The 19,109-nt window shown below is 67.2% G+C and carries 14 protein-coding genes; 3 read left to right on the forward strand and 11 right to left on the reverse strand.

The annotated features are described in order from the left end of the window. The first annotated feature begins 152 nt into the window (after window positions 1–152). The gene (locus AC06FB_RS14925) at window positions 153–1,574 is read left to right on the forward strand and encodes a M28 family peptidase (RefSeq protein WP_053517073.1); all 1,422 of its coding nucleotides are present in this window, start codon (window positions 153–155) and stop codon (window positions 1,572–1,574) included. A gap of 118 nt (window positions 1,575–1,692) precedes the next feature. Here the strand turns inward: AC06FB_RS14925 and AC06FB_RS14930 are convergent, their stop codons facing one another. From AC06FB_RS14930 to AC06FB_RS14965, 8 genes are all read right to left on the reverse strand, one after another. Further along, the gene (locus AC06FB_RS14930) at window positions 1,693–3,144 is read right to left on the reverse strand and encodes an alanine/glycine:cation symporter family protein (protein ID WP_197600540.1); all 1,452 of its coding nucleotides are present in this window, start codon (window positions 3,142–3,144) and stop codon (window positions 1,693–1,695) included. Between the two features lie 9 nt (window positions 3,145–3,153). Next, a complete protein-coding gene (locus AC06FB_RS14935) occupies window positions 3,154–4,143 on the reverse strand; it encodes a hypothetical protein (RefSeq protein ID WP_478053838.1) in 990 nt (329 codons plus the stop codon). A gap of 246 nt (window positions 4,144–4,389) precedes the next feature. Next, entirely contained in the window at window positions 4,390–5,226 is an 837-nt protein-coding gene (locus tag AC06FB_RS14940; protein WP_065175762.1) for a TrmH family RNA methyltransferase, read from the reverse strand. Beyond that, on the reverse strand, window positions 5,227–6,735 hold the full coding sequence (locus AC06FB_RS14945; RefSeq protein WP_065175761.1) for an alanine/glycine:cation symporter family protein: 1,509 nt from the start codon (window positions 6,733–6,735) through the stop codon (window positions 5,227–5,229). A 127-nt stretch (window positions 6,736–6,862) separates the two neighbouring features. Then, complete coding sequence (locus AC06FB_RS14950) at window positions 6,863–7,447, reverse strand: GNAT family N-acetyltransferase (RefSeq protein ID WP_197600542.1); 585 nt, start codon at window positions 7,445–7,447, stop codon at window positions 6,863–6,865. Beyond that, window positions 7,440–10,565, reverse strand: coding sequence for an efflux RND transporter permease subunit (locus tag AC06FB_RS14955; protein WP_065181659.1), 3,126 nt, complete (start codon window positions 10,563–10,565; stop codon window positions 7,440–7,442). Before AC06FB_RS14955 ends, AC06FB_RS14950 begins: the two co-directional genes overlap by 8 nt. After that, window positions 10,562–11,668 (reverse strand): efflux RND transporter periplasmic adaptor subunit, encoded by a 1,107-nt coding sequence (locus AC06FB_RS14960; RefSeq protein ID WP_065181660.1) that lies wholly within the window; start codon window positions 11,666–11,668, stop codon window positions 10,562–10,564. The genes AC06FB_RS14955 and AC06FB_RS14960 overlap by 4 nt, the downstream gene beginning before the upstream one ends. 351 nt (window positions 11,669–12,019) lie before the next feature. Then, window positions 12,020–13,003, reverse strand: a complete 984-nt coding sequence (locus AC06FB_RS14965; RefSeq protein ID WP_478053839.1) for a LysR family transcriptional regulator — start codon at window positions 13,001–13,003, stop codon at window positions 12,020–12,022. Window positions 13,004–13,209: 206 nt separating this feature from the next. Here AC06FB_RS14965 and cysK point away from each other — a divergent pair, with 206 nt between their 5' ends. After that, on the forward strand, window positions 13,210–14,169 hold the full coding sequence (gene cysK / locus AC06FB_RS14970) for a cysteine synthase A (RefSeq protein WP_478053840.1): 960 nt from the start codon (window positions 13,210–13,212) through the stop codon (window positions 14,167–14,169). Between the two features lie 273 nt (window positions 14,170–14,442). Next, the gene (locus AC06FB_RS14975) at window positions 14,443–15,042 is read left to right on the forward strand and encodes an O-acetyl-ADP-ribose deacetylase (protein ID WP_053517092.1); all 600 of its coding nucleotides are present in this window, start codon (window positions 14,443–14,445) and stop codon (window positions 15,040–15,042) included. A gap of 74 nt (window positions 15,043–15,116) precedes the next feature. Here AC06FB_RS14975 and AC06FB_RS14980 read toward each other — a convergent pair whose 3' ends face one another. The 3 genes from AC06FB_RS14980 to pyk form a co-directional block, all read right to left on the reverse strand. Then, window positions 15,117–16,256, reverse strand: coding sequence for an ABC transporter substrate-binding protein (locus AC06FB_RS14980; RefSeq protein ID WP_065175758.1), 1,140 nt, complete (start codon window positions 16,254–16,256; stop codon window positions 15,117–15,119). Window positions 16,257–16,386: 130 nt separating this feature from the next. Beyond that, window positions 16,387–17,391: a class I fructose-bisphosphate aldolase gene (locus AC06FB_RS14985; RefSeq protein ID WP_478053841.1), complete on the reverse strand. Its 1,005-nt coding sequence runs from the start codon at window positions 17,389–17,391 to the stop codon at window positions 16,387–16,389. Window positions 17,392–17,557: 166 nt separating this feature from the next. Beyond that, on the reverse strand, window positions 17,558–19,024 hold the full coding sequence (gene pyk, locus AC06FB_RS14990; protein ID WP_065175757.1) for a pyruvate kinase: 1,467 nt from the start codon (window positions 19,022–19,024) through the stop codon (window positions 17,558–17,560). Window positions 19,025–19,109 lie beyond the last annotated feature (85 nt).

A 19,109-nucleotide genomic window follows, 5' to 3' on the forward strand; every position in this document is an offset into this window, starting at 1 on the left:
AGCCCGCCGCATGTGAAAGCCCCGCTCCGGCGGGGCTTTCGCTTTGCCGGATGTGGCGGAAAACAGCGTTCGCTCCGGACATGACCTCCCGCCCATGCGCGCGTCTGAACGACTGTTAAGCTCCAAGGCTTGGTCCCTTCCCGGAGTTGTCCATGCGTCGCCGCGTCCTTGCCATCGCATCCTCCCTTGCCCTGCTGGCCGCCCCGGCCTTCGCGGCACCGCGCGCCACTACCCTGCCCCCGGCGTCGCTGGCCACGGCCGCGCAGCTGCGCGATCAGGCCCTGGCCGATGACACCGGCTGGAAGGTGGTCGAGTCGCTGACCACCGAAATCGGTCCACGCATCGCCGGCAGCGAAGCCGACGCGCGTGCGGTCGCCTGGGCCGAAGCCAAGTTCAAGGCCTTGGGTTTCGACAAGGTCTGGAAAGAACCGGTGACCTTCCCGAAGTGGGAGCGCCGCAGCGAACACGCCGCCGTGACCGGCAGGAACCCGCAGCCGCTGCAGATCACCGCACTGGGTGGCAGCCCGGGCGGTACCGTTGAAGCAGAGGTTGTGCGCTTCGCCGACCTGGCCGCGCTGCAGGCTGCGCCCGCCGGTTCATTGAAGGGCAAGATCGCCTTCGTCGATTACCAGATGCTGCCGTTCCGCGATGGCCGCGACTACGGCCGTGGTGGCGCGATCCGCAGCAAGGGACCTTCCGAAGCGATCCGCAAGGGCGCCGTCGGCTTCCTGATGCGATCGGCCGGCACCGATTCGCACCGCGTGCCGCACACCGGCATCACCCGATTCGATGACGGCCTGACCCCGGTACCGTCCGCGGCCCTGTCGGTGCCCGATGCCGACCAGCTGGCACGTCTGCTGGCACGTGGCAGCACTACGGTGAAAGTCGCGCTGGACTGCGGCTGGGACGGTACGGCGACCTCCTACAACGTGATCGGCGAGATCACTGGCCGCACCCTGCCCAAGGAAGTCGTGGTGATCGGTGGCCATCTGGATTCGTGGGATCTGGGCACCGGTGCCGTCGATGACGGCGCAGGTGTCGGCATCACCATGGCCGCGGGGCATCTGATCGGCCAGCTCAAGCAGGCCCCCAAGCGCACGATCCGGGTGATCGCGTTCGCCAACGAAGAGCAGGGGCTGTACGGCGGCAAGGCTTACGCCGAAGCACATGCAAAGGACGTGGCGCTGCACCAGCTGGCTGCCGAGAGCGATTTCGGTGCCGGCCGCATCTATGCGTTCAATACCGGCTCGCCAAACCCGGAAGGCTCGCGCGAAGCGACCCGGCAGATCGCCGAGGTGATGAAGCCGCTGGGCATCGAGTACGCAGCCGACAAGGGCGGCCCGGGGCCGGATATCGGCCCGCTGGCGGCCAAGGGTGGCGCCTGGGCGTGGCTGGCACAGGATGGTTCGGACTACTTCCACCTGCACCACACCGCCGACGACACGCTGGACAAGATCGACCCGAAGGCGCTGGCGCAGAATGTGGCGGCATACACCGTATTCGCCTACCTGGCCGCAGAAGCCGACGGCAACTTCGGCAGTGAAGCCAAAGCGACCACACCGCCGAACGAGTGAGGGGGCCACGCCGGGCGATGCCCGGCGGGTGCAGCGGGAAAGGAGGTGCGGACCGAGGTCCGCACCCACCAGAGGGGATCGCACCCACCAGGCTGGGTCACCCCATCTGCCCGGACAGTTACCGTTCCCACGCGCAGGTGTTGCGAACACCAAGCCGGTGCGGATCGAACAGGGGATCCGTCCCCAAGCGACGGTGGTGCTCGTAATCGCGCAGCGCGGCCAGCGCCGGCTTCTGCAGCAGCAGGATGGCGAAGATGTTCAACCAGCTCATCAGGCCCACGCCGATATCCCCCAGCGACCAGGCGACCGTGGCACTGTTCAGCGCCGAGTAGCCGGTGGCCAGCAGGAACAGCAGCTGGAACCCGCCCATCACCCACGGCATCGGGCGGTCCCGGCACAGGTAACTGATGTTGGTCTCGGCCATGTAGTACAGCGCCAGGATGGTGGTGAACGCAAAGGGCAGGATGGCCAACGCCACGAATGAACGGCCGAAGCCCGGCAATGCCGATTCCACCGCGTGCTGCACGAAACGCGGTCCGGCCTCGACGCCCGGCAGATTGCCCAGCAGCAGACGCGCATCATCCGGAATGCCGTTCACCGCCGGGTCGTAGACGTTGTACAGGCCGGTCGACAGAATGAGGAAGGCGGTCGCACTGCACACCACCATCGTGTCGATATAGACCGAGAACGACTGCACCAGGCCCTGCTTGACCGGATGGGAGACCTCCGCTGCGGCCGCCGGGTGCGCACCACTGCCCATGCCGGCTTCGTTGGACAGCACGCCGCGGCGCACGCCCCACTGGATCGCCGTGCCGATCATGGCGCCGAACGCTGCATCCATGCCGAAGGCACTGCGCAGCACCAGCGCTGCGACCTCCGGCACTTTGTCCGCGTTGAGCACCATTACCATCGCGGCCACCAGCAGATAGGCGATGGCCATCAGCGGTACCAGCCACTGGGCGACACCGGCGATGCGGCGTACACCGCCGACAAGGATGGCACCCAGCGCCACCAGCAGTACGCCGGTGGTGAACACGACCGGTACGTCCCAGGCTTCATTCACCGCGCTGGTGATCGCATTGGACTGCGTACCCGCCAGCATCGCGCCGGCCAGCACGGCGACCAGTGCAAACAGCACCGCATACCAGCGCTGGCCCAGTCCCTTCTCGATGTAGTAGGCCGGGCCACCCCGATACTGGCCACCGGCGTCGCGATCCTTGTAGATCTGCGCCAGCGTCGATTCGATGAAGGCGCTGGACGCACCCAGGAAAGCGACAACCCACATCCACAGGATCGCACCGGGACCACCGAAGGCGATGGCCATCGCCACACCGGCGATATTGCCAACGCCCACCCGGCTGGACAGCGACAGGGACAACGCCTGGAACGGGGACACCCCTGCATCGGACCGCTCATGGCGGAACACCAGGCGCAGCATGTCCGGCAGCGCGCGCAGCTGGATGAAGCGGGTGCGCACGCTGAAGTACAGGCCGGCGAGCAGGCACAGCACCACCAGGTAAGGGCTCCACACCACGCCGAGAAGGGCATTGACGATCGATTCGACGTTCATCGCGCCCCCTCAGAAGGACATGCCCAGGGCGACCTGGGGGCTGATGAGGCGGGCGGCATTGCGGCCGGCCACCGTGACCTCCACGCCGGCGATCAGGCCAAGCGAGGGACTGAAGTGGTACTGCAACGCGGGGGCGAAAGTCAGCGTACGGCTGGCCGGGCGCCATTCGTCGACGCGCGCGATGGCGCCGTCCGCGCCGGGAGCGAAGCCGCTGAGGCGTTGCCGGGTCTCGCGGCTGGCCGCCACTTCCATCACCGCCACCCAGCGGGGGTTGACGCTGTATTCGGCGCCGATCGACAGGCCCAGTACCGAACCGCGCGCGATGTGGCCCTGGAAGCCTGCGGCGGTACCGTACACGCTGGCACCGGAGAGGGCCGTGCGGGAAGGCGCCGGACCCGCGCTGAGCTGGGCACGCCAGCGCAGCGGCCGCTCGTTGCCCAACCACACCACCTGCTGCACGCCCAGCGCGGCGACGGTACGCTGCACGCCGTCACCCTGCGCGTCGAGCGGATTGCCGGTGATGCGGTCATGGCTGCCCGTGCTGAAACGCTGCACGAGCGCCACTGAAACCGCGGGCCGGGTGCCATCCGCATTGGCCGCCTGCAGCAGATACTGCAGGCGCGCAGTGGTGTCACCCGCGCGGAAACCCCGGCTGTGCGCGGCACCGGATTCGGCGCGCGACGCGCTCAGGTTGACCTGGCCGGTGATCCGCTCGCCCAATCCATAGGCGATGGGCACCACCACCGTCCAGCCGCCACTGCGTTCACCGCTGCGCTGGCGCTGGCCACGGTCATCGAAGTGATCACGGCTGTCGACACGTACCAGATAGGGTTCGATGTAGCCGCGCCCCTTCGGCATGCCGGCCGGATTCGGGGTGATCAGCGGACCCGTGAAATTGACGCCTTCCAGACTGCGTGCACTGGCATGCACATCGACCGACGCAAGCAGGCTTGACAGCGAGAGGAGCGCGCCGAGGGCGCAACGATGACGACCATGCATGTGGAACACCTTGCCTGACAGGAATGGAACTCCAACCTGCGTCGAGCAAGAGGGCGCAACAATGAGGCAAGTTTCAAAAGCATGCTTGATCGGAAAAATCAGGCTGTACGCAACGCAAGACGACGCAATCCGCCTTAAGCCGCCTTGACGCTGCACGACGTCCGCGGTGGTCCCGCCGGCACATCGCGCAAAAAAAACCCGGCCACGGGGGCCGGGTCCTGGCAGCCGATGGCGGCGACCTGTCCGTCAGCCGTCGCGACGGCTCGCCCACTGCGCCAGCAGCACTGCGGTGGCCGAGGCCACATTTAGGCTCTCCACCGCGCCACTGCCGGGAATGGAGACCTGCAGGTCACATTCCCCGGCCAGGTCGCGGTCCATCCCCTCGCCTTCGGCGCCCATGACGTAGACCAGACGCGCCGGCAGCGACGTGCGGAATACATCGTCACCGCCATCGACGAGTGTGGCCGCCAGACCGAAGCCGGCATCGCGCAGCTGGGCCATCGCCTGCGGGGTCGCAGGCAGCTGCACCAGCGGCACTGCTTCGGCACCGCCTTCGGCCACGCGGGCAGCCGCACCGGACAGCGCCAGCGTGCTGCCGGCCGGCAACAGCAGCGCCTTCGCGCCGAAGTGCGCCGCCGAACGCAGGATCGCGCCGAGGTTGTGCGGATTGCCTACGCCATCCAGCCACAGCGCCAGTGACGGGCCTTCGCCGATCTGCTGCAGCCACTGCGCCAGCGGCACGGTCGGCGCACGCAGCACGTCGGCCACCACGCCTTCGTGGTGGGTGGTGCCGGCCAGCTTGTTCAGATCGCCTTCCTCGACCACGCGGTAACCCACGCGGTTGGCCACGCACCACTTCAACAGCGGCTGCAGGCGCGGAATCCGGGCCTCCAGCAGATACAGCTTGCGCAGTGCCTGCGGCCGCGCTGCGAACGCGGCCAGCACGGCATTCAGGCCGTACAGGCGCAGCTCATCGCTGCCTCCGCGTCCACCGCCGCCCGTTGCCGGCAGGTCCGTGCGCGGCAACGGTGTGGCGCGCGGCGGACGAGCGGACGGGCGGCGGTTGTTCCAGGGGTTGTTCACTTACACGTTCTCCTGCTTGCGCTGGCGCCAGAAATCGGCGTTCCGGATGCCCAGTGCATCGGGATCGAACGTCGGATCCAGGCCCAGCTTCTTCTGTCGTTCGTAATCGCGCAGCGCCAGCATGGCGGGCTTCTGGATGATGAAGATGGCGATGATGTTCAGCCAGGCCATCAGGCCCACGCCGATGTCACCCAGGCCCCAGGCCAGGGTCGCGTTGTGGAACGCACCGAACACCACCATGGCGATGATGCCCAGGCGCAGACACAACACGGTCAGCGGACGGTGCTTGTTGTGGTTCACATAGCTGAGATTGGTCTCGGCCATGTAGTAGTACGCCATGATGGTGGTGAAGGCGAAGAAGAAGATCGCCAGCGAGACGAACGACGCGCCCCAGCCCGGCAGCACGGCTTCAACGCCGGCCTGCGCATAGCCCGCCCCTTCCGGAATGCCGGCCAGGCCCTGGAACACCGGAGCCGCGCCTTCCACCGGCGAGTACACGTTGTAGGTGCCGCTGGCCAGGATCAGGAACGCGGTGGCGGTACACACCATCATGGTGTCGAAGTAGATCGCGAACGCCTGCACGTAGCCCTGCTTGGCCGGATGCGAGACTTCCGAGGCCGCCGCCGCGTGCGGGCCCGAGCCCTGTCCGGCTTCGTTGGCGTAGATGCCGCGCTTGACGCCCCATTCGATCGCCAGGCCCATCATCGCGCCGAACGCCGCATGGGTGCCGAACGCGCTGTTGAAGATGATGCCGAACATCTCCGGCACCTGGTCGGCATTGAGGATCATGATGACGATGGCCATCAGGATGAAGGCCGCCGCCATGAACGGCACCACGATCTCGGCGAAGGTGGCGATGCGCTTGACGCCGCCGAAGATCACCACACCCAGCAGCAGCGCGACCACGATGCCGATGCCGAGCTTGAGCGCGGCAACCGATTCCATGCCGAAGGCCTGGCCATCCAGCGGACCGCACAGCGCACCGCCACGGCAGGCATTGATGATGCTGTCGGCGATGGCATTGGCCTGCACCCCCGGCATCAGGAAGCCGGCGGCGATGATCGTGGCGATGGCGAAGGCCATGGCATACCACTTCAGGCCCATCGCCTTTTCAATGTAGTAGGCCGGGCCACCACGGTAGCGGCCTTCGGCATCCTTGGTCTTGTAGATCTGCGCCAGGGTGCATTCCACATATGAGGTGGATGCACCGAGGAAGCCCATCACCCACATCCAGAAGATCGCACCGGGGCCACCGAAGGCGATGGCTGTGGCCACGCCGGCGATGTTGCCGATACCCATGCGCCCGGCCATGGACATGGCCAGGGCCTGGAACGAAGAAACGCCGGCGTCGGACTTTTCGCCCTTGACGGTGAGGCGGCACATTTCCACGAAGCCGCGGATCTGCATGAAGCGGGTGCGGACGCTGAAATAAAGGCCGGCCGCCAGGCACACGAAGATCAGTGCCTTGCTCCAGATGATGCTGTTGACGAAATGTACGGTAGCTTCCACGCGCGCTCTCTCCAGTCGGCGGGGTGAATGGACGTCCCGTCGGCTGGAAGGGACCGGTCGATTCTCCCTGATCGAAGGTCGCTGCGATAGCGCCGGAACGCATCCGCCAGGCATGGCCCGGCGCCGTTCAGGGCAGCTCGGTGCGCACCCGCGCGAACCGACGCAGGTCATGCAGGGTGCCGCGCTTGTAGATGGCGCAGCGCTCCACGCCCTCTTCCTGGAAACCGTTCTTTTCCAGCACCCGGGCCGACCCCAGATTGAAGTCCACCACGGTGGCCTGAAGCCTGAACAGGCGCAGTTCGTCCATCACCCACGGCGCGAAGACGCCCACCACGCGGGTCATGATGCCCCGCCCCCAGTACGCCCGGCCAAGCCAGTAGCCCAGCTCGGCGGTATGCCCACGCTCGGCCACGCCCGGCTGGGCACCGATGCTGCCGCAGGCCTGGCCGTCGATCTCGATGGCCAGTGCCAGGGTGCCCGGGGTCAACACGCGACCGGCAAGGAACGCCTCACCGTCCTCACGTGTGTAGGGATAGGGGAAGCGATCGCGCAGGCCGCGTGACACCTCGGCATCGTTGGCATGACGCAGCAGCGATTCGAGGTCGCCGCCGCGCCATGGACGCAGCTGGAAACCGTCGCCGCGCAGCACTGGGGTCGGGGCCCTTTCCTGCGGGGAAAGGGATCCGCCCCCGTCGGCGCGACGGTCAGGCATGCCCGCCCACCGAGGGCGACGCTGCTTCCTGCTTTTCCAGCTCGCGCTTCACTGCTTCCGGCGAGCGGGTGTACGGGGCCAGCCGTGCGTAGAACGCCGGCACCACGAACAGCGACAGGAAGGTGGACAGGGTGACGCCGAAGATGATCACGATACCGATCGTGCCACGGCTCGCCGAACCCGGTCCACCGGCCACCACCAGCGGAATCGCGCCGACCACGGTGGCGATGGAGGTCATCAGGATCGGACGCAGGCGCACCATCGATGATTCGATGATGGCCTCGCGCACGCTGCGGCCGTCGTCACGCAGCTGGTTGGCGAACTCGACGATCAGGATGCCGTTCTTCGCCGCCAGGCCGACCAGCATCACGATGCCGATCTGGCTGAACAGGTTCACTGTGCCCCCGCTCAACCACAGGCCGACCAGCGCGCCGAGCACGCCCAGCGGTACCGTCAGCATGATCGTCAGCGGATGGATGAAGCTCTCGAACTGTGCGGCCAGCACCAGGTACACCACCAGCAGGGCCATGGCGAAGGTCAGCAGGACCGCACCGCCGGCGCTCTGGTACTCGCGCGACTCGCCCTTCCAGTTCACCTGCGCGTACTGCGGCAGCTCCTCGCGCGCGACGTTCTGTGCCCAGGCAATGGCCTCGCCCAACGGGTAGCCCGGCGCAAGGCCGGCGCTGATGGTGATCGAGCGCAGGCGGTTGAAGCGGTTCAAGGTGCCTGCCTCGGCAACCTCGCTCAGGGTGACCAGGTTCGACAAGGGCACCAGCTCACCGGAGGTGGCACGCACGCGGATCGCGGCCAGATCGGCCGGCGTGGCGCGCCCGTCGCGGCCCGCCTGGACCAGCACGTCGTACTCTTCGCCGTTGTCGACGAAGGTAGTGACACGACGCGAGCCCATCATCGTTTCCAGCGCCGAGCCGATTGCGGTGACCGGCACGCCCAGGTCGGCCGCACGCTGGCGGTCGATGTTCACCCGCATCTGCGGGCGGGTTTCCTTGTAGTCCGAGTCGGGGCCGACCAGGCCGGGATTGTCGGCCATGCGCAGCAGGATGCGGTCGCGCCACTGCGCGATCTCGGCGTACTCCGGGCCTCCCAGCACGATCTGGAAGGGCTGGCCGCCGCTGCGGACCAGGCCACCGCCGACCTGCGTGCGCACGCGCACGCCCTGGATGGTGTCCAGCTCCTTCTGCAGCTCATTGGCGACCTCCGGGGTGCCTTCGCTGCGCTGGCGCCACGGCTGCAGGAAGATGCTCACCCGGCCGGTGTGCATTTCCTCGCTTGCGCCCCAGCCACCGGGCACGCGCGGGTTGGCGCGCACGATCGGCTTGTCCGCTCCGACGTGGGGCGCCAGCATCGCTTCGACCTGCTGCACCTGCTGCACGGTGTAGTCGTAGCCTGCGCCTTCCGGGCCGTCGATCATGATCTGGAACGAACCGCGGTCCTCAGCTGGCGCCAGCTCCGAGGGCAGCACCTTGATCAGCAGCCAGCTGGCAGCCAATGCCGCCGCCATCACCAGCAGGTAGATCCAGGTACGGTCGACGTGGCGCTGCAGGATGCGGCCGTAGGCGCCGGCCAGCCGCTCCAGGTTGCGGTTGACGAAGCCATGCAGGCCCCGCGGCGCCTGCCCGGTATGCGGCTTGAGCAGTTTGGAGGCCATCATCGGTGTCAGCGTCAACGCCACGAACGCGGACAGCGCCACGGCCGCGGCCAGCGCCACCGCCAGCTCGCGGAACAAGCGCCCGGTGTTGCCCTCGAGGAACCCGACCGGCAGGAACACCGCCACCAGCACCGCGGTGGTCGCGATCACCGCGAAGGCCACCTGCGTGGTACCCCGCTTGGACGCCACCAGCGGCGGCTCACCCAGATCGATCCGGCGCTGCACGTTCTCCACCACCACGATCGCATCGTCGACCACCAGGCCGATGCACAGCACCAGCGCCAGCAATGTCAGCAGGTTGATCGAGAAATCGAACGCGTACAGCGCGATGAATGCGGCCACCAGGCACACCGGTACCGTCACGGCCGGAATCAGCGCTGCGCGGAAGCTGCCGAGGAACAGCCAGATCACCGCCAGCACGAGGATCATCGCCTCCACCAATGTGGCATAGACGCGATCGACGGCCGCTTCGATGAAGGTGGTGTTGTCGAAGGCAACGAAGATCTGCGTGCCCTTGGGCAGCGTCAACGCGACCCGCTCGGCTTCGGCGCGCGCGGTGCGCGCGACGTCCAGCGAGTTCGCGGTGGAGGTCTTGACGATGCCCAGGCCGATGCCCGGCTCGCCATTGCTGCGGTAATAGGCGCGGCGCTCGGCCGACGCCAGCTCGATCTTCGCCACGTCGCCCATGCGCACGACGTAACCGTCGCTGCCCTTGCCCAGCGGGATGGTCGCGAAGTCTTCGGGCTTGATGTAATTGCGTTCCACGCGCAGGGTGAAATCGCGGTCGGTGGATTCGATGCGCCCGGCGGGCAGTTCCACGTTCTCGTTGCGCAGCGCGGTTTCCACATCACCGGTGGTCAGTCCACGCGCGGCCAGCTGATCGCGGTCCAGCCAGATGCGCATCGCATAGCGCTGGCGACCACCGATACGGACCTGGGCGACGCCATCGAGGCTGGAAAAGCGGTCGACCACATAGCGGTCGGCGTAGTCGCTCAGCTCCAGCGTATCCATGGTCGAGGAGACCATGTTGAACCAGATGATCGGATCGGCATCGCTCTCGACCTTGGCGATCTCCGGCGGGCGCGCCTCTTCCGGCATGCGGTCGGCAACCCGGCTGACGGCATCGCGCACGTCATTGGCCGCGGCCTCGATATCACGGTTGGAGGTGAACTCGATGCTGACCTGCGAGCGGCCGTTGGTGCTGCGCGCGTTGATGGTATCGATGCCTTCGATGCCGGCGAGCGCATCTTCCAGCACCTGGGTGATCCTGCTTTCGATGACTGCCGCCGAGGCACCGGTGTAGTCAACCGACACCGACACGATGGGCGGGTCGATGGCCGGCAGTTCGCGCAGCGTGAGGCGGGTGAAGGACATGATGCCCAGCACCAGCAGCAGCAGGCTCATCACTACGGCGAACACCGGCCGCTGGATGGAAACGTCGGACAGCTTCATCCGCCGTGTTCCTCGGTCGCGACCGGCGCAGGCGCATCGGCAGGCTTGGCACCGCTGGCCGGCGCCGCATCACGGGCGGCCACCTTCAGACCCGGGCGCAGCTTGCCGGTGCCGTCGACCACGATGCGCTGACCGGCGGCCAGCCCCTGCTTGATCTCGACCACGCCCGCACGGCGCGCGCCGGTGACCACGTCCACGCGCTCGACGCTGTCGTCGGCGCCGATGCGGTACACGAAACTGTCACGGCCCACCTGCACCACCGCGATCTCCGGGATCACCAGCGCCGGGCGCTCGGGGCGGAACAGGCGCACATCGAGCAGCATGCCCGGGCGCAGCGCATGGTCGGCGTTGGCGAAGTCGGCCCGCACGGTCACCGCGCGGGTGGCCGGGTCGATACGTGCATCGATGGTGGTGACCTCTCCTTCGAACGTGCGCCCCGGCCACGCGACGCTGGTCGCGCTGACCTTGTCGCCCGCCGAAAGCGCGGCCAGTTCCACTTCGGGCACCTGGAAATCGACGTGCATGCGCTCGATGTCGTCCAGGGTGGCAATCACCGTGGTCGGCGTCAGCAGCGTGCCAGGGCTGACCTGGCGGATACCCAGCACGCCTGCGAACGGCGCACGCACACGACGGTCGCCGATGTCGGCCTGCATCTGCGCGACACGGGCCTCGGCGGCATCGCGGATCGACTTCTGCGTATCCAGCGTGGCGCTGGACACCAACCGCTGCGTGGCCAGTTCGCGCTGCCGGCGGTACAGCTGGTCGGCCTCGTGGAAGGTGGCCTGCGCCTGCACCAGCGCCGCTTCCTGGGCCTGGCCACGCAGAGTCACGATCGGCGCACCCGCAGCGATCTGCTGGCCGCTTTCGAAGTGCACCTTCTCCACGATCTCACTGACCTTGGCGGTGACGCTGATCGACTCCCGCGCCTTGGCCGTACCCAGCGCCTGCAGGGTGTCGTTCCATTGCGTGGGCTGCACGATCTGCGCGGTGACCGGCACCGCTTCCCCCTGCCGTCGCGCGGCGGCCTCCTGTTTGCCTGCGCACCCGGCCAGGACAGCCAGGCTGAGGCCAAGGGCCAGGGTCGAAGCGATACGAGCCAACATGAACGGTCCTGATTGATGCACGGCCGCCGAGTGTAGGCATCCCCCCGCGAAGGCGGTATATGCCAAGCGTTTACCGGCGTGGAACCGGCGTCGCGATAGCGGCCTGAACCCGTTCCATGCAAGGGTCTGTGCGGCGGTGTCGGCGTATGTCGGGATGTATCCGGACGACCGCTGGGCGTGCGGCTGCCGTAGAGTCGGACAGGTCCGGCGGAGGGCGTCGGACCGGGTCGGATCCTGGCGGGGATCCGATCCGGTTGTTCCTCTCCGCGGCCGATCCATCGGGGCCTGGCCGCGTTGTTGCTGTTGCGCCAGTTCTTCGCAGGTGCAGGGCGCAGCCCTGCCCGAGCATCCTCACACCGTGATGGTCTGGGTCAGCGATTCCCAGGTCGGCGGCAGCGGCCACGCGGCCACCTGGTTGCCGTCCAGTACCCGGCGCAGGTCCCGCGGATCGATCTGCGGCGCCAACACATGCACCAGCTCCAGCGCATAATCACGCAGCACGCGGTCACGCGGCAGCACCGCCCAGGCGATGCACTCGGCGATCGGAGCGGGTGCCGGCCATGCCTTGAGGTCTTCGTCGAGGGAACTGACCGCCATTTCGGCCAGCAGGCCCACACCCAGACCGGTACGGACATAGGTCTTGATCAGATCGGCGTCCAGCGCAGTCAGCGCCAGATCCGGAACCAGCCCGTTGGCAGCAAAGGCACGCTGCAGCGACGAGTTCGGGCGCGTGGACGATTCATAGCTGATCAGCGGCTGGCGGGCGAGCGCCGCCAGGTCCGGTGCGCGGCCCACGCGATCCAGCGGATGGCCCTTGGGCACCACCACCAGCCGCCGCCAGCGGAACAACGGTACGGCGATGCCATCGCCAGGCTCCCCACCAGCCGTACTGATGATGGCGATGTCCGCATCACCCTGGTTCAACCGATCCAGCGCATCGGCTTCGGCGGCCTGCTGCAGGTGCACGCTGACCTGCGGATACGCCTGCTTGATCGCCGCCACCGCCGGCGGCAGCACGAAACGCGCCTGGGTATGGGTGGTGGTCAGGATCAGCTGGCCCTGGCTTTCGCGGCGCTGGTTGGCCGCGTAGGTGCGAATGTTGTTGGCCTCGGCCAGCACGGCGCGCGCGCGGGAGATCACCTCGGTACCGGCCGGGGTAACGGACTCCAGGCTGCGACCCTTGCGTACGAACAACAGGAAGCCCAGCTCGTCCTCCAGCTGCTTGAGCTGCTTGGACAGGCCGGGTTGGGTGGCGTGCACGCGCGAGGCAGCCAGCGTGATGTTCAGCTCGGCGTCGGCGATGGCGACCAGATAGCGCAGCTGGGTCAGCGTCATGGGCGGGCAGGCAGCAGGGGCGGAGGTCCACTCTAGGGTCAATTACCGTCACCAGCTTATAACCAAAGGTTGTTTAAGAAAGGCATCTGGTCATTTCCGGGCGTCATATGCCGGCGCTACGGTCAGCCGGCAGCCGCTGGCGTGAACAGCCAGCCCTCCCTCTTCCGCCCGCCGTCCTGGCGTGGCCCCGCCTCCGGAGCGCTTCCATGGCCCTGTACGACTCCATCCTCGACACCGTCGGCAACACCCCCATCGTCAAGCTGCAGCGCCTGGCGCCGCCGCAGGTCAGCCTCTACGCCAAGGTCGAGTCGTTCAATCCCGGCGGTTCGGTCAAGGACCGCCTGGCGCTGGCGATCATCCTCGACGCCGAGGCCCGTGGCCTGCTCAAGCCGGGTGACACCATCGTCGAAGCCACCTCGGGCAACACCGGCGTGGCGCTGGCGATGGTGGCCGCCGCCCGTGGCTACAAGTTCGTGGCGACCATGGTCGAGACGTTCTCGGTGGAACGCCGCAAGCTGATGCGTGCCTACGGCGCCAAGGTGATCCTGACCCCGGCGGCGGAACGTGGCAGCGGCATGGTGCGCAAGGCGCGCGAACTGGCCGAACAGCATGGCTGGTTCCTCGCCAGCCAGTTCGCCAATCCGGCCAACCCGGCCTACCACCGCAACACGACGGCGGCGGAGATCCTGCGCGACTTCGCCGGCAGGCGCCTGGACTATTTCGTCAGCGGCTGGGGAACCGGCGGAACCCTCACCGGTGTCGGCGAGGTGCTGAAGGTCGCACGGCCGCAGACCCGCATCATCGCCACCGAGCCAGCCGGCGCCGCGCTGCTCAAGGGCGATGACTGGAAGCCGCACAAGATCCAGGGCTGGACGCCGGACTTCGTGCCGGACGTGCTCAACCGCGACGTGGTGGACGAGCTGCTGAGCGTGGACGACGAACGCGCCATCGCCACCGCGCGCCGGCTGGCCGCCGAGGAAGGCATCTTCGTCGGCATCTCCGCCGGCGCCACGGTCGCCAGTGCGCTGGATGTGGCCACCCGTGCCGAGCCGGGTTCGGTGATCCTGGCGATGCTTCCGGATACCGGCGAGCGCTACTTCTCCACGCCCCTGTTCGCCGACGTGAACGAAGGTTCCGACGACGACTGGCTGGCCGGCCTGCCGTGATGCACAGGGTCGGATCCCTTTCCCGTCCGGGAGAGGGCTCTGACCCTGCCGGCGCACCTCGGAAACATGGGGTCAGAGCCTTTTCCATACGGAAAAGGCTCTGACCCCTTTCTGCTTCAGCCTGCGTGAAGGTGGCGACCGCCATCGTGCGTGAAGACCGTCGGATCGCAGCGCGTGAGACGGTCATGACGCAGCATCGATGGCCTGTCCCCTACGCTGGGTACAGCCGCCGCAGGTACTGCGCGGAACATCCGACAGGCAGGAGACGGACGCATGAAGATCGAAGTGTGGCAGGGCGACATCACGACCCTGGCGGTGGATGCGATCGTCAACGCGGCCAATGAATCGCTGCTGGGCGGCGGCGGAGTGGACGGTGCGATCCACCGTGCCGCCGGCCCCGGCCTGCTGGCCGAATGCCGGCAACTGCCGGAACTGCGCCCAGGCGTGCGCTGCCCGACCGGTGAAGTGCGCGCCACCGGCGCCCATGCATTGCCGGCGCGGCACGTGCTGCACACGGTGGGCCCGGTCTGGCACGACGGCCTGCGCGATGAACCCGCGCTGCTGGCCAACTGCTACTGGAAATCGCTGCAGCTGGCCGAATCGCTCGGGGTGCAGTCGATCGCGTTCCCGGCCATCAGTTGTGGCGTGTACGGCTATCCGCTGTACCAGGCCGCGCAGATCGCCGTGACGGAAACCCTGGCGTGGCAACGCAGCCATGCACAGCCGATGCGGATCGTGCTGGTTGCTTTCAATACCGCCACGGCCAAGGCGTATCAGCAGGCCCTGGCCAGTGCCGGGCAGAACGCGGACAACGAAGTGCGCGGCACGCTGCTGCCGCCACTGGGCGATACCGGCTTCGCTGCCGCGCATTGAACACGGGGCGGCGGCACTGAAGAAAAGGCCGGGCAATGCCCGGCCTTTTCATTGCGGAAGTGCCCCTGGACGCGTCAGCGGCTGGCCGCGTCGACTGCGGCGTCATCCGGCACGGCCGCCGCATCCGCCGCTGCGCGGGCCGCCGACGCCGCGGCGCCGGCAGCGCTGGCGCCATCGATCTGCACGCGCACCTCGACCAGGCCCTGCTCGTCGCTGAGGCTGGAAACATCGACCGTGTAATGACCGGCCGGCAACGATTCCTGCAGACGCGCGTTGGTGCCGTTGCCGCCGTCGTCGTCGACCAGCTCGACATCACCGCCGACCACACGCAGCACGGTGTCCACCTGACCGGAGATCGCATCCAGGCGAACGTCGCCCGGACGCTCCAGTGTCAGCAGGAAGCGACGGCGACCTTCGCTGTCGAGCATGGTGAACACGCTGCCCGACTGCGGCAGTTGGGTACCGTCGCGCTCGACGATGTTGCCCGGCAGCTCGGTGCGGGCAACGGTCAGCTTGAAGGTGCCGGACGCATCGTCGTCCAGCCCGCGCACGCCCAGCGTGTACTTGCCGGGCTGCAACGGCAGCGACAGGCGCGAATTGGTGCTGTCACCGCCATCGTCGTTCTCCGCGTCGATCTCGCCGCCCTTCAGCTTCAGCACGGTATCGAACGCATCGGACGACAGGTTGACCTCATAGAGGCCGGCCTTGTCCACCTGCAGGGTGTAGTCCTGCGATCCGGAGACCAGCATGTCCACGACTTCGCCGCTGCCTGCGATGGGCTTGCCGTCGTAGGGCACCAGCTTCTCCACCCGCAGGCGGTAAGGGCCGTAGGCGGTCGGGCTGTCGGCGTTGACCGCCACCTGGTAGGTGCCGGCACCGTTGGCGCGGAACGCCAGCGATACATCCCCGCTGCGCTCATAGCCGGTGCGGCTGCTGGCGACCAGGCTGCCATTGTTGAACACGGCAATCGAGCCACTGAGGGCACCGGTCAGCTTCATGCCCACCAGCTGCTTGTCCTCCAGCGTGATCTGGTACAGCTGGTGGTGGCTGCCGTCATTGAAATTGATGCCGCTGCGCGAGGTGATCTCGCCGGAAACGGGCTTGTCGAACTCGAGCGACGGGGCCTTGCCCACATCCGCATTGCTGCCGGAGCGGTTGCAACCGCCTGCGGCGAGGACCGTAGCAACGGCCAGCGTGATTGCTGCCAAACGCATGTTTTTTCTCCTTGGCCTTCCATGTGTGTCCCCCGGGCCGGCCGGGCCCGCGGGAGGCGGAAAAGATACCCGCAAAAGCAAACGCCGGCGTGAGGCCGGCGTTGCCCTGTTCATCCTGCGATGGAACCGATCAACCGTTCCACTTGCCCAGTGCAGCCAGGCCGTTTTCCTTGGCGCGCTCGAACACGGTCTTCTGCGCGGCGGCGTAGTCGCCCTTCATGTCCTTGGCCCACAGCTTCAGTGCCGCCTGCTGCATGGCACGGCCGTAGGAGAAGCTCAGCGGCCACGGCAGGTTGCCCAGCTGGTTCATCGCATTGAGGTGGGCGGTGGACTGTTCATCGCTCTGGCCGCCGGACAGGAACACCACGCCCGGCAGGATCGCCGGCACGGTGCTCTTCAGGCACATCACGGTGGACTCGGCCACTTCCTCGACGTCGGCCTGCTCTTCGCAGTCCTTGCCCGAGATGACCATCGAAGCCTTCAGGATGGTGCCTTCCAGCAGCACGTTCTGCTGGTACAGGGCGTCGAACAGCGAACGCAGGGTGGCTTCGGTGACTTCGTAGCAGGTCTCGATGTCGTGGTCGCCGTCCATGATCACTTCCGGCTCGACCATCGGCACCAGGCCGCATTCCTGGCACAGCGCGGCGTAGCGGGCCAGCGCATGGGCGTTGGATTCGATGCAGGTGCCCGACGGAATGCTCTCGCCGATGTTGATGACCGCGCGCCACTTGGCAAAGCGCGCACCCAGCTTGTAATACTCCTGCAGGCGCTCGCGCAGGCCGTCCAGGCCTTCGGTGACCAGTTCGCCCGGGCAGCCGGCCAGCGGATGCGCACCCTTGTCCACCTTGATGCCCGGAATCATGCCGTGGTCGGCCATGTACTTGGCGAACGGCACGCCGTCCTTGGTCGACTGGCGGATGGTTTCGTCGTACAGGATGGCGCCGGAAATGTGCTCGTTGAGCTTCGGCGTGGTCAGCAGCAGTTCGCGATAGGCGCGACGGTTCTCCTCGGTGTTCTCGATGCCCACGCCGGCGAAGCGCTTGGCGATGGTACCGGTGGATTCGTCGATCGCGATGATGCCCTTGCCCGGGGCAACCATGGCCTGGGCGGTTTCAGCCAGCTGTTCGATGCTCATGTACTTCCTGTGGCGGGTGCGGGAAAAACGTAAGTATAGCCCCGCAGCCCGTGGCCTCGACGTGGAGGCCAGACTGGAAACGATTCCAATGTCCGTTCAGGAGAGGCGCTGTCCTGCGCCGTTCCGGTCAGAGCCCCGGTGGGGCTCCGACCCGGTTCCGCAGCCGTTACAGATCGCCCAGACCGCTGGCGCGACCGTCTTCGCCCACCTCGAGCAGGCGCAGGGTGTTGGTCGCACCGTGGGTTTCCATGTGCTCACCGCTGGTGAACACCACCCGATCGCCGGCCTGCAGCAGATCCGATTCGACCAGCAGGCGGATGCTGCCACGTGCGGCTTCGCGCGGGGTCAGGCCACGGCTGTCGAAATTGATCGGAAACACATCGCGCATCAGCGCCATCTGCCGGCGTGCGCCGTCATGGCGGGTCACCGCGAACACCGGTGCCTTGGCGCGGAAGCGCGACAGGTAGCGCGCAGTACCGCCGGACTCGGTCATGGCCACGATGGCCCGCACGCCCACGTGCTGGGACAGGAACATGGTCGCCATCGCGATGGCCTGGTCGGCGCGCTCCAGGTTGCGCGGCGACGCATTGAAGTCGGTCTCGGTCTGGAACTGGCGCTCGGCGCCCAGGCAGATGCGCGCCATCGCCTCCACGGCCTTGACCGGATACGCACCGGCAGCGGTTTCGGCCGACAGCATCACCGCATCGGTGCCGTCGATCACCGAGTTGGCCACGTCCAGCACTTCCGCGCGGGTCGGGATCGGGCTTTCCACCATCGACTGCAGCATCTGGGTGGCAGTGATCACCACCTTGTTCTGCGCCAGCGAAGCCTTGATGATCTTCTTCTGCAGGCCCGGCAGTTCGGCATCGCCGATTTCCACGCCGAGGTCGCCGCGCGCCACCATCACCACGTCACTGGCCTCGACGATCTCCTCCAGGTTCTCGATCGCTTCGGTGCGCTCGATCTTGGACACCAGCGCGGCGTAGCAGCCGTGCGATTCGGCGATCGCGCGGGCATCGTTCATGTCCTGCGCATTGCGGCAGAAGGAAACGGCGATGAAGTCGACACCGATCTTGGCGACGATCCCGATCAGCTCCTTGTCGCGCTCGGTCAACGCGCCCAGCGACAGGCCACCGCCCTGCTTGTTCAGGCCCTTGCGATCAGACAGCACCCCGTCGTTGAGCACGGTGCTGATGATCCGCTCACCCTGCACCTCGACGACCTGCAGCTGCATCAGGCCGTCATCGAGGAGCAGGACATCACCGGGGCCGACGTCCTGCGGCAGGCCGAGGTAGCTCACACCCACCTGCGTGGCATCGCCGGCCGGTGCGTTGGGCGAGGCGACCAGATCGAAACGGTCGCCCGCCTTGAGATGGATCTTGCCTTCGGCAAAGCGCTCGATGCGGATCTTCGGGCCCGGCAGGTCGGCCAGGATGCCCACTTCCACGCCCACCCGCTGTGCGGCGGCGCGCACGTCGGCGGCACGCTTGGCCTGGCCGGACGGGTCACCGTGGCTGAAGTTCAGGCGCACCACGTTGACGCCGGCGCGGAACAGATCCTCCAGCACGCCCGGCGGATCGGTGGCCGGACCGAGGGTGGCTAGGATCTTGGTGCGACGCTGACGCTCGAACATGGTGAATGGGCCTCTCCCGTTAAAGCACGGAAATTAGCACATCCTTCACGCCCCATGTATGCGGTTACAACCTTGTGCTGCCTGA

It is taken from the genome of Stenotrophomonas sp. Steno-C15, from assembly GCF_056393265.1.